Genomic DNA, 11381 nt, shown 5'->3' with positions numbered 1-11381 from the left:
CTGCAACAAGCCCGGATATAAAGCTGCAACCCATCCTGTCGTAGTCAGCACACACGAAAAACCTTCGCAAACGGGAGGCGTTCATATAATCAGCGATGAACCAGTTTGCTATCCTGTTCGGCGAGCGATTTATGCAGGCGCGTGGATAACGCGTTGTTCAACCGCCTCGCCCACAAAAATGCGGACAGGTTCAGTGACCTAGGCAATATGTAGGGGCCAAAGCCGAAGGAGGAGTGAGTGAACGCATACCTTCCGGCCATCAACGCTCAACGCCCCGCCGGATAGCATCGACACGATCTACGTCCGGAGCCTGCCGACCCAGCTTCTCACGCCCATCGTTTGGCTTACGTGCTTTCACTGGCCGATCTCTTTGTACCGGCATGGACCCAACGAAGTACGCCATTTCAACTGCCAGCATACGATCCTCACGCTCGCGCGATCTCGCCATTGCGTAGGCTATTTCTCGCCAGGCGGCAAATACGCCACCTTGCGCGGCCCATCCTGCGTCGCGCTGCGCATCCGTCGGCATTGGCGTCCAGTATCTCGGTGTTGCACCGCGCGCAATCATATGGACGACAGCCGGCTTCGGGTAGCGCTGCGTCACGCCGCGCACACGCCGCGGCGTCGCATTCGCCTCGACACCATGCTTACGCAGTTTCTCAGCAAAACGCTCGCGCCATCGCTGCAGATCCTTGTGACGGGGATTCAGGCGATGGCCGTCCGGACCACGCACCTGTACACTCAGATGCACATGCGGATGTGCTTCGTCATTGTGTACGGCAAAAACGTACGCCCTGCCGTCTCCGAACTCGAGCATCGCGAAATCTCGCGCCGCATCGCGCACTGCCTTCCGATCCGTTCCCGGTGGCATCGACAGCAGGATGTTGAAAGTCTCGCGGCGCGTGCTGGTCTCGGGGATGCCCCACCCACCGAGTTGCCAGGTCTTCGTGAGATCGCTCAGCCCATCCTTGCCGTCAATCCGGTCACCATTCTGATCCTCCAGTTCGATCCTGCCGTTACGAGAGATATATCGCAGGTGTCGACGTACGGCTCCCATGCCCTGCGCACTCGCCGCCTTGTTCGTAATCTTGACCATGACTTCCGGTGAGCGCCTGAGCGTGCGGGCGACCTGCGCGCGCATGCGAGCGGCAGCGTCGCGAATGCCCACATGTGAGAGTCGCGGCGCTTGCGCATGTCGTAGCGGATCATGAAACAGGCGATCGCCCCAGTTCACGAGCATCGCGTCGATGTAGATTTTCGGGTATGGCATATCAGCGGCTCCATCGATCAAGGTTCGCACGCATGATCGCGGTCGTCGTACGCAGGTGTTCATCAATGCACTTTCGCAACTCCACCCATTCGAACATCAAATCTCGGCGCACTGGCTCGCTTTCGTCGGCACGTGCAAGTTTGCGCAACAAACGGCCGATCTCAGCAAGTCGCTGGTTTGATACGAAGAGTGCATTCAACTCGGGCTCACCCAACTGCGGTTCCCGGCTCAATTGCGCCCGAACCAACGATACGATCCAGCGATTACTGCGCAGGCCCATTGCTGCGGCGCGCCGCTCAACCGCATTCAGCTCCGCCCCGGTTAGTCGGATTTCGATGCGATGGCGAGGCTCCCCAACGACGGGTCGAGGCAAGCGCCACATGGTTGTGCCGGACTCGCCGTTCGCATCGTCGCCAATAGCCGTTGCGATCAACTGACGCACGCCCTCGCCCGTCGTCAAACCTCGGCGAGCGCACCAGTCGTCCCAGCGCAACCTGACTGCCCCGAGTTCGACGCACAAACGCTCGCGCACGACCACGATTCACCTCAGCGAGAAGGTGATGATCGCGACGGCTCGGCCGGCGTGGGCTTGAGTTCGCGGGCTGGCGTGCGTTCGGGAGCCTGATGCTTGCGACGATTCCGGCCCGATGGCGCGCTCGGATCGAACACCTTCGGCACCGGGAGCGGAGTGCCTTCGCGCTGGAACGCCGCCAGCATGCGTTCAGCGTGCTGCCGCACTCGGGTAACGGAGCGCTCGCTGAAACCCTGTTCGCGCATGGCGGCCGTCAGCACGGCCACATGCAATGCCCGCTCGCCGCCCAAATGGCGCACATCGTGCCTGCCGTGCAGCGCTGTCTCATGGACTGGAGCACCGAGTGAATCTATAGATCGGGCTTCGTCGGCCTGCGGATGGTCCGGTTTCTGTGAGACTGCAACGTCATGGCCCCGCTGCACGATCTCTACCTGCCAGGTATTGCGATGCACGACCTTCTCTTCTTCACCGATCACACTTCCTTCGTCATTCAGGATCGGCATTCGCACGGTGACGAGGCGTTTGCCGAGATTTTCGAGTGTCACGTGCTGCCCGATCTTGGCATTCGCCTCACGCACCGCACGCTCGAGATCCACACCCCACACGACCTGGTCGACGCCCGCCACATCGCGAAATACCACGTAGTACGAGTCGCTGCGCGCTGGATTGTGCTGATACGGGGCATCGCCATGCTCGAGCAGTTCTCCGACGTATTGTCGAGGGATATCGGCTTCGTCGTTTGCAGCGCCGCGGCTGCCTTCAGGAATAGGCGGTTCCGACACAGATGCTCGGACCGAAGGGGCTGAAGAATCTTCGTTACGATTCTCGCCTACGTTGACTCCGGATGCGCTCAAAACCATGGCCTGACTCTCTGCGAGAGCCGGCGCACTAGCAGCAGTTGGCGCCCCGACTTGCGCGACCACCTCGATGCGATTGTCCAACCTTGCCTGCCGTGCACCTGTCAGCCGCGCCAGATCTGCCGCCTTCGGCTCGTAGCCGCTCACTTCAATACCAAGCAGCGTGCCCTGCAACCACGCCTCGCTACGAAACACCTCGTGACCCGAAACACGAATACGCCGCCACGATTTCGCATGCACCATGTCAATCATCGATTCGACCACGTCCGGCCGGTTGTGCTCGGTGACGAGATATGGCCCTAAATCTTCGAACGCGAGTTGATACGGTGCGTCCTTCAGGAAATACTGATTGCCCGCGCGCAAGTAACGCTTGCGTACGCGTTCGGGAGGTTGGTCGAGCGGCATACTAGTCGCGTCCATGTCGGTCGGCGTCCCGCTCGGCGACCGAGTCTCGGCCCGCCTTAACGTAGCGGCATCGTCGCGGATTGCCTGCTCCCGCAATCTCGCCCGAGCGGCATCGAACTCACGTCGGCGCCGAGCCGATACGGCAGCAATTGCTGCCGATTCGAGCCTGCCCAGACGTTCGTCCGACCCAGCCGGTCCGCCATTGTTGACCGGCAAATCCTGTTCGATCACGTTGATAACCGGATCGGCTTCGTCCGCGGAAGTTCTCAGAGCCATGTGACACCTCGCATGCTAGAGATCGGGGTTGAATGTCGGCGCGATGCTGGTATGCCTTATCGGTCGGGCATTGAACCGGCTTCGCGAGACGCTTCCTGTTCTCGCGACTTCTCGAGTGCGGCCGCACGCGCTTCGCGGATGCGTGTCCAAGATCTCGCCTGCAACTGATCGAGCATCGCCTCCAGATTGGGGCTGTAATTCAACTCGCGTGCCGACTTCTTCAGCGAACCGACCATACGTTCCAGCAGATCGCGCGCCCGGTCCCACGGATAGACCTTCGCCTGGCCGCCGTCATAACCCACTTGCAACTCGGATCCGTTCAGCCGGGCGTTTTCATCCATCCATTTCAGACGACCGGATACAAACGTCAGCCGATCCTTGCGGTGGAACACGACACTGCGTGTCGCGACCTGCTGGATCAGATAGTGTTCCGTGTTGAACACCTCCCCCCGATAGGGGCCACCGTTTTCGCGCGGCGTACCCATCTTGAGCGGTGAGCCAAACCGATGTTCCGCTAGCGCCTTGACCTCGTTTGGAACGTCACCCGCGCCAAACAACGGCTCACCGATTAACGGACGCGGTGACGCGAATCGAGGTGGATCGGCAGCCGATGATGTCGCAACCGGCAGAACGTTCGGAGGAGAATCCGCCGAGGGTGATGCCGAACCGGATGCGCTATCCGTTGCCGACACATCCGGTGCGGCCTGTTTCGGGGCACCGCGCTTTGCAGGCCGGCGACGCGACGTACCGCCATCTTCTGCCACCACCTTTTCCTTGACGTTGCTCATTTTCCCGCCCTCCTCATGCTCATTCACCTCAACCACATTCACACCGGATTCGGTGGAGATTTCCGATTGACCATCTGCCCTTACAACGGAACGGACCGCTGCGCGCAGGTATTCGCCGACCGCTTCAAATCCGCTCAGTACCACCATGTCACTGAAGTCGTTCGGTACCGTGTCGTGGATGCATGCCTCTGCGGCGAATCGTGGCCAAACCAGATGTGCCCTCACATCTTGCGCCGCACGGCGAGCGGGCACCTCGCCACTACCCAGTTCACCTAGCACGATCAGTTCCGCCGCGGGATACTGTTCACGCAAGCTCTGCGCTACCAGCCCTAGATTTCCGCTGGACAGCGCCGCCGCCGCGAACCAGCCTGTGGCTCTTGAAGCCGCCAATGCTGTCGCCATACCTTCCGCGATTAGAACCCGCGAGGGCGCGCTGGCCGGAACCCATATCGGCTCCGTCGTCCAATAGCCCCCTCTCTTCGCGCCGCCAGCTAGGGACGATTTGCAACCGTGTTCGTCGATCAGTTCGAGCGTCGAGATCGATCCGTTCCAGACCGGCACAATCAAAACGCGTCCACTCAGCGCTATTTCCTCGCTGACCGGCAGGTAGCCAAGCAGCGCACGGAGTTCAAGTGCATCGAGCTCACGCAACGTGTATGCAGGGTCAAGGTGCTTACGTACAAGATAGGGATGCTCCGGGCCGACTGGCCGAGCCCACTGCCAAATTGATGCGGCCTCGTGGGCAACAGCTGCGTGACGTGCTTGCAGTTGCGCCTCCTCCCGTGCGCGCTGAGCCAACACCTCGGGGGACGCCGCCAGTACGGCAGTCATGCGATCCGGATAATTCGCCCGCTTCAGATCGAAGCCGTGCTGACGTGCCTGCCAGAAAAGCGTAGCGAGCGTCTTGCCACCCGAAGCACTGGCCGAACGCCATGTGGTCCGGGCCGCACGCTCGTTGTAGTTGGCTGCGGTCCGGCTCCATGCGTCCCAAATTTCAAAACCTTCATCACCGAAGCCCTGCTTGAGCGCGAACGCCATGTCGACCCATGTCTGGTAGTCGTCAGCCGGAATGACGGCGAGTGCTGCACGTGCGCGGTCTGCATCATGCACATAGGGTGGTGTCGTCATTGCCGGGCTCCGACGACTGGCGGACCGCCCATGGCTCCCTGGCGCGCCGGTTCAACAAAATCGAGCTCAGCCACGTCAAGATCATTCACGCTCAGGTAACGTCTCGCCTGCTCAACCTTACTGACCGGCACGCCCAGCAGCATGAAATGCTGGTCCACGTAGGCCACAGCCTCCTCCTCGCTGATGTCGGCCAGATTCGGCGGTAGATCACGCGGATTCCACGCCTGCAATACTTCCAGGTACTCGTGCGGAAAATGGATGAGCCCCGAACCCTCCGGGTCGAGCTCATCAGGATTCAGGTCGCGCAATCGGCGCTCGACCACTGCAGAGAAATGCGCCATGTTCAGGGCAGGTACGGACGGCGCGGGCACGACACGAGACGCAAACTCGGGATCGCGCCAATAGCAAATCTTGTCGGCCAAAATCGGCTTGGTGTTTTCGAGCAAGATGATTTCCTTATCTCGCTCCAGTTCCTTCAACTCCTGCGGCAACAGCAACGGCCGGCGCTGTTCGGACACGCTTTCGCTTGAGCCACCCCGGCCACCAAAGAATGCATTGGGGCGGCTCACACTGCGCGACTGGTCGGTGAACGTACCGAGCATTTCCGAGTATTCGTTCGCGTCCTTCTGCTCGCGCGGCGCATAGAGGATCTGCATCGCGTGGTTCGTGATGATGGTACGGGCATCGGATCGCCCGTAAACGGATTCGAATTGCGCGATCGATTGCACGATCGACAGCACGCGCAGGTTGAAACCCGGCATATAGGCAATAGCGCGCGGAAGAATGTGGATCTTTCCGATTGCCGTCATCTCATCGAACAAAAGCAGGCACTGGAACTTGAGCGTAGGATCGGCTTCGGGCAGCTGCTTCGTGTTCAAGTTGATAATCTGCGAGAAGAGCAAATTCACGATCAGGGCCGCTTCCGACAGATGATCGGGTGTGACACCGATATAGATGGAAATACGTCGGCGCCGCAGATCACGCAGATCAAAATCGTTCGCGCTCGTTGCTGCGTCGACAATCGGATTGGCCCAGATCGTCAGCGGCGCATTGAAGGTCGCCAACACGCTCGCCAGCACCTTGTCGTCATTGGACAGGAAGCGATTCAGCGCATCCACGCACTGCCCCGAGAGCAAACCACGATGCCGGACCAGCGCTCGCTGAAAATAGGTTTTGACCGGCATGCCATTGCCCGACGACTGCCGCAGCACTTCTCCCATCGTGACGGAAAAATCGGGAGTCGACGCGTCCTTGCCAGCCCGATGCGCATCGCGCCATTCGCACAGCAGAAGCACAATGCCGAGGAACAGATTTCGCGCCTGATCTTTCCAGAAATCGTCGTGGCCGCCCGGTGGATACAGTGCATAGCCGATCGCGAGAACGTCGCCCACCCGGAACAAGCCATCGGAGATCGCCGACAGTGGGTTGTAGCGGTGTGTCCGGCCATCTTCGGCAAACGGATTGAACAGAAACACATCCTGCCCATTCGCGCGACGGAAGCCAGCTGTGGCCGCATAGTTTTCCTGCTTGATGTCGAGCACCACCACCGAATCTGGAAAGGTGAGAAGATTCGGGATCACCACGCCGACGCCCTTGCCGGAGCGGGCAGGTGCAGCAAGTAACACGAACTGCTGACCGGCAAACCGCAGATAGCGGCCGCGCCATACCCCCACGACAATCGCAGGCGACGTATTGAGGTGGGCGTGCGTCGTCATAGCAACCCCGCCCGCCGAATTTCAGCCTCGTTCGCAAAACGCGCACTGCCATAGAGATGACGTCGACGCGAGCTCACCCAAAGCGCATGGACGCCCAATACCGGACCACCCAAAGACACGAATACGCCAAACAGCGCTGCCACCACCAGCTTGCCCCCGACGTTCGGCATCAGTCCGTCTCGCCACATCAGCAACGCATCGAGCCAACCCCACAGTCCCGCGTGCAGCGGATTAATGCGTAGGCTGGCGTAGAGGAGGAACGAAGCAAACCAGAGTGACGCTGTCAGTCCGGCCATCAGGCAAGCTAGCGCGACCAACGTCACTCCAGCTGTCCGAATATGCTGGCGCAAAGGCAAAGACGGATGGTCCATGGTCGCCCCCTATACAAACGCGGTGCGCGCCTTGCACCCCGGATCGAACCACACTTCGGTCATGCCCCACAGCCTGCCGGTCTGGTTACCCTCTGCGTCGAACACCGGGCGTGACTCCATGTGCACGACGACATCAACTGTCAGGAACAACAACCTCTTGAGTGCGGCATCGTCCCAGGCGGCGGCCTCCGGATGCTCCTTTGCCATCAGCGCGAATCGCTCGATCGCGACGGTCACATTGGGCGCGTGAAAGCTCGTGATCGACCCTGCGTGCCCCGTCGTCAGCAGTTTCAGGAAGTCGTAGGCTTCGGCACCACGCAGTTCTGCCAACAGCACGCGATCCGGACGCATGCGCATCGCGCATGCAATCAGGTCCGCAGGCGTCACCTGCGCGTGGCCATGGCCGCCCTTGCTGTATAGAAGATGTACGCAGTTCTCAATGTGCCGGATGAATAGCTCACGAACGTCCTCGATCGTCACGACCCGCTCAGTCGCAGGAATCGAGCGACACAGGGTCTTCATGAAACTGGTCTTGCCGGACCCTGTATTGCCGACCACTGCGATGTTGCGTTTGCCCGTGACAGCGCGCTCGAAGAAGGTGCACCAGTCATGCTCTTCCAGGCACCGGACGAGATTGCGGTCTTCGATGGGCAAGTCCGCCAAAGCTGAATCGAGCCCGTCCGGCCTACGCCATACCGTAGCGTCGAACAATCCCTCGTCGCGACACGTATCGAGCGTCTTTCCGTCTGCGGACGGACGGCGAATCGTGACCGACACCGTCCGCGCCTGCACGACCGGCGGAACCACGATCTGGATACGTGCGTCGTCTGGCAACAGTGCCGACAGAATCGGATGCTGCGACGACACTTCCTGGTTGGTTAGGGTAGCGACTGACACCGCGAATGACATCAACCGGTCGAAATCGAGATCGGCGTAGTCGTAGCCGTGCCAGCCAAGCGAGTTCTCGGTCAATACGCGCTGCGGCCGATTGATCACCAGTTCAGTCACATGGGGATCGTCGAGCAGTGGCACGAACGGTCGCATCAGTTCGCGCACGGATGCGTCGTCGGGCAACCGAGCCAGCACCATGTCGCGCGATGCATCTAGCAGGGGCGAATGAATCATCATCGCGTGCCCTCCGACTGCAGGGCATAGACCGATCCGAAGTCCAGATCACGTGCAATCACGATCGTGAACTCCGCGCCCTGGTTCTGGGTGAGAGTCGGTGGGATACCGATCGTGCTGTCGAGCACGCGCGTGGCCATGTCGTTGCCCTGCTGTTGTGTGCTCTGGAACACCACCGATCCGTTGGTGTTGCCACCGCGCGTCGATAGATAGCCGATCGCGTCCTGGGTAACGCCAAGCAGCATTGCTGCCCCAATGCGCTGATTCCAGTGGTTGTCCACGTAGCCATCGATGCCCATGCGGCCGAGTGCGTCGGCCGCCGGTGAATCGATCTCGACCGTGACACCGTTGGGTGTCTTAATACGGGCCGACAGCACGAATACCCGCTTCTGTCCCGGAGACATGTTCGAGCGATACTGGCTGTTGATCTGCGAACCCCGTTCAATCAGCACGACGTTGCCATCGTCGGAATACACGTTCTTGGTGACCGTGCAGGTCGACAAGCCAGCCTCGGTCGAATCAAACGCCGTATCGCCCGCGCAGTCGATCTTGGCGCCCTGCGCAAGCACCAGACTCCGATTGCCGAGCGTCCCAGCCTGAACACGCGGTGTCACGGTCGGCATCAGTGCCTGAGCAAGCCCGCCCCCCATCTGCCCCGAACCTTGAGCTGACGCGCCTGCACCGCCGTTTACGCCGGCGGCAAGCGGGAAAGGTGCGCCAACCAACCCCGGCACGCCTGGCCCCGCACCCGCGGGTTCCTGTCCACCGCCCGTTGCAAGCAGTGGCGCATCGTAATAGCTGTGAGGTGTCGCAGCGTGTGCGATGCGAGCAGGCGTGACCACGCCTGAATTCGATGCGGGGCGTACGGCAATCGCGCTTGCTGGTACCGTTGCCGAAGCGGCACTACCGGCCGACGACGCGGGCAGATCGTTGAACCTGCGCCCCTGGGAAGACGTACCTGCCATCGAATCGCGCCGCGCCTTCGCTTCGGCATCGTGCCGCGCGAGAAAACCGTGCACGGTCCAGACGGCGCCTACCCCAACGATCAGCACGATCACGATTGGCGTCAGCCACCAGGCGCGCGGGCGTGCACCACGGTATTGCCCCAACGCTGGCATACCGCGATCAGCCGACGCATTTGATGCGCTCGCGTTCTGGCCATCTTCAGACTGACGGTCGGCGCCATCGTCTGGCTCAATCACGTTGTCCGGGGTATCGTCATTCATCGTGATGGCTCCGCAGAATGCGCTTCACCCCGTTGACCGTCGTGCCGTCATGAGCCGGCACGCCGTCGATGTCGTAGGCGTCATTCCAGATTCCAACGACCTCCCGTGCGAGCCGCAGCACGAATCGCTTCGCCACCTCGTGTACGACGATCGTGTCACCGTCGACGTGCTTGTCGACCACGCTTTCCGTACCGTCGTCGGCCACCCGGAAAATCGCCGGCATGCGCCGGTTGTTCGGAATACGCAGATACGTAAAACGTCCGTCGTCCCATGCCGCGGTCGGCGCGATGTCGTCCGATCTCGGCATCACCTGCATCGAATACCGAGCGTTACGCACGGTCACCGGCTGCGCTAGGCGCTTCGCAACCAACTCGGCATCCGACTCCCCCGACGCCTGCTTCTCCAACTCGTCCGGATAGACGAAAGTCACGCGATACATCACGCGGTCATTGCCGAACTTCGACTTCAGCGGAAGCACCACGAGATCAAAGCTGTAGCTATGCCGGTCGGTGCGAATTTCGAGATTCGAATCGTGGGCGGCAAGCTGCGGTTTCAAGTACACATCGTGATCGCCCTTGCTCGCGACCACCTGCCAGCCGTCTCGATCACCAGGCGCGACTACCTGAATGTGTTCGTTGGAACCCAACGCGATATGCGTCGCAAAGCCGCGTTGAGCCTCCACGCGCACCACCTCGTCGGCTCGATAGATCACCTGGCGAACGCGCGAGTCACCGTTCCAACCGGGCAGATCAACCGCCCTCGCGCCCCCCACGAACAGTAGGCTCACCAGCGCGATGCCAAACGGAAGCACTCTCATGGCGTGCCTCCTACCGCCGAGGCCGACGGCGTATATTCCGCATCCCGGCTATAGGCCGTGACCTTGAAGCCGAATGGATTGACAATCGCCACGCTCTCACGCGTAAACACGGGCGGCCGGTAGGTATAGGCCAGCGTGATCACGAAGCGCTGCGTCGGCTCGGCATGGGCTTCGCCATTCTTGAACGAAGTCCGTTCGACATGCACAACCGCACGACCAGGTTCGTCGGGCGGCAGCGTGACCGAGAGAATCCGGATGCGCCGCTCGACGCCAGCACCCAATTGCCGATCCAGTGCATCGGGACCGCTGTAGATGCCACGGAAATCGCGAGCAACCACGTCATCGCTCATCGTGAGCACGCCGTCGTAGTCCATCTGCAGCAGACCCCAGTCATAGCGCTCGCGTGCGCGCACATAAGTCTCGACCCAGTGCTTATCCTGGATTTCCTTCGTATGCACATGACGGGCGTCGAGCACGTCGATCACCTGGGATTCGCCCGTCAGACGATCGACCTCGATGGGTAGAGGCACGACTCGATAGAACGGCACCATCACTGCGAGTGCTACCGTGCTCAGCACAGCAATGCCAACTGCAGCGTAAGCGACATGCCATGCACGACGTTCGGAGCATTCCTGCAGGTACGTCAGCGACGCCTCAATGTCGAGGACGCGGCCATAATCGTGCGAGCTCATGAGTGATCCCCTGCATCCGGCGGCTGATCTGGAGCGGCCGGCACGGTCGCTGGCACGTCAGGCACGGGCGGTACACGATTGACTGGCACGCGATGCAGGCCGTCCGGCAATACGGGCTTGGGTGGCCCACTGCTGCAGGCGGCAAGACTCCAGGCAAGGCATCCGGCGAACGTCAACGA

10 protein-coding genes are annotated in these 11381 nt (G+C 60.9%); all 10 read right to left on the bottom strand.

Annotated features, from left to right (window positions below):
• Positions 1–259: 259 nt before the first annotated feature.
• From G3O06_RS14485 to G3O06_RS14440, 10 genes are read right to left on the bottom strand one after another with little or no spacing between them, the layout of a single operon-like run.
• On the bottom strand, positions 260–1270 hold the full coding sequence (locus G3O06_RS14485) for a relaxase/mobilization nuclease domain-containing protein (RefSeq protein WP_205816488.1): 1011 nt from the start codon (positions 1268–1270) through the stop codon (positions 260–262).
• A gap of 1 nt (position 1271) precedes the next feature.
• Positions 1272–1808 (bottom strand): plasmid stabilization protein, encoded by a 537-nt coding sequence (locus G3O06_RS14480; protein WP_205816487.1) that lies wholly within the window; start codon positions 1806–1808, stop codon positions 1272–1274.
• An 8-nt stretch (positions 1809–1816) separates the two neighbouring features.
• Positions 1817–3340, bottom strand: coding sequence for an LPD7 domain-containing protein (locus G3O06_RS14475; protein ID WP_205816486.1), 1524 nt, complete (start codon positions 3338–3340; stop codon positions 1817–1819).
• Positions 3341–3396: 56 nt separating this feature from the next.
• Positions 3397–5256, bottom strand: a complete 1860-nt coding sequence (locus G3O06_RS14470) for a PriCT-2 domain-containing protein (protein WP_205816485.1) — start codon at positions 5254–5256, stop codon at positions 3397–3399.
• A complete protein-coding gene (locus G3O06_RS14465; RefSeq protein ID WP_205816484.1) occupies positions 5253–6971 on the bottom strand; it encodes a type IV secretory system conjugative DNA transfer family protein in 1719 nt (572 codons plus the stop codon). The genes G3O06_RS14470 and G3O06_RS14465 overlap by 4 nt, the downstream gene beginning before the upstream one ends.
• On the bottom strand, positions 6968–7342 hold the full coding sequence (locus G3O06_RS14460) for a hypothetical protein (RefSeq protein ID WP_205816483.1): 375 nt from the start codon (positions 7340–7342) through the stop codon (positions 6968–6970). Before G3O06_RS14460 ends, G3O06_RS14465 begins: the two co-directional genes overlap by 4 nt.
• A 9-nt stretch (positions 7343–7351) precedes the next feature.
• On the bottom strand, positions 7352–8470 hold the full coding sequence (virB11, locus tag G3O06_RS14455; protein WP_205816482.1) for a P-type DNA transfer ATPase VirB11: 1119 nt from the start codon (positions 8468–8470) through the stop codon (positions 7352–7354).
• Positions 8467–9693, bottom strand: coding sequence for a type IV secretion system protein VirB10 (gene virB10 / locus G3O06_RS14450; protein ID WP_205816481.1), 1227 nt, complete (start codon positions 9691–9693; stop codon positions 8467–8469). Before virB10 ends, virB11 begins: the two co-directional genes overlap by 4 nt.
• On the bottom strand, positions 9686–10510 hold the full coding sequence (locus G3O06_RS14445; protein ID WP_205816480.1) for a TrbG/VirB9 family P-type conjugative transfer protein: 825 nt from the start codon (positions 10508–10510) through the stop codon (positions 9686–9688). The genes virB10 and G3O06_RS14445 overlap by 8 nt, the downstream gene beginning before the upstream one ends.
• Positions 10507–11202: a type IV secretion system protein gene (locus G3O06_RS14440; protein WP_205816479.1), complete on the bottom strand. Its 696-nt coding sequence runs from the start codon at positions 11200–11202 to the stop codon at positions 10507–10509. Before G3O06_RS14440 ends, G3O06_RS14445 begins: the two co-directional genes overlap by 4 nt.
• Positions 11203–11381 lie beyond the last annotated feature (179 nt).

It is taken from the genome of Burkholderia sp. Ac-20345 (genome assembly GCF_017104825.1).
Taxonomy (GTDB): domain Bacteria; phylum Pseudomonadota; class Gammaproteobacteria; order Burkholderiales; family Burkholderiaceae; genus Burkholderia; species Burkholderia lata_B.
Note: the sequence above shows the minus strand (reverse complement) of the source record. Positions and strands in the feature narration are given on the sequence as shown.

What these genes read in the sequence shown, in the direction of transcription:
- G3O06_RS14485 (WP_205816488.1), bottom strand. Translation starts at nt 1,270, where the DNA reads ATGCCATACCCGAAAATCTACATCGACGCGATGCTCGTGAACTGGGGC.
- G3O06_RS14470 (WP_205816485.1), bottom strand. Translation starts at nt 5,256, where the DNA reads ATGACGACACCACCCTATGTGCATGATGCAGACCGCGCACGTGCAGCA.
- G3O06_RS14440 (WP_205816479.1), bottom strand. Translation starts at nt 11,202, where the DNA reads ATGAGCTCGCACGATTATGGCCGCGTCCTCGACATTGAGGCGTCGCTG.
- virB11 (WP_205816482.1), bottom strand. Translation starts at nt 8,470, where the DNA reads ATGATGATTCATTCGCCCCTGCTAGATGCATCGCGCGACATGGTGCTG.
- virB10 (WP_205816481.1), bottom strand. Translation starts at nt 9,693, where the DNA reads ATGAATGACGATACCCCGGACAACGTGATTGAGCCAGACGATGGCGCC.
- G3O06_RS14475 (WP_205816486.1), bottom strand. Translation starts at nt 3,340, where the DNA reads ATGGCTCTGAGAACTTCCGCGGACGAAGCCGATCCGGTTATCAACGTG.
- G3O06_RS14460 (WP_205816483.1), bottom strand. Translation starts at nt 7,342, where the DNA reads ATGGACCATCCGTCTTTGCCTTTGCGCCAGCATATTCGGACAGCTGGA.
- G3O06_RS14445 (WP_205816480.1), bottom strand. Translation starts at nt 10,510, where the DNA reads ATGAGAGTGCTTCCGTTTGGCATCGCGCTGGTGAGCCTACTGTTCGTG.
- G3O06_RS14465 (WP_205816484.1), bottom strand. Translation starts at nt 6,971, where the DNA reads ATGACGACGCACGCCCACCTCAATACGTCGCCTGCGATTGTCGTGGGG.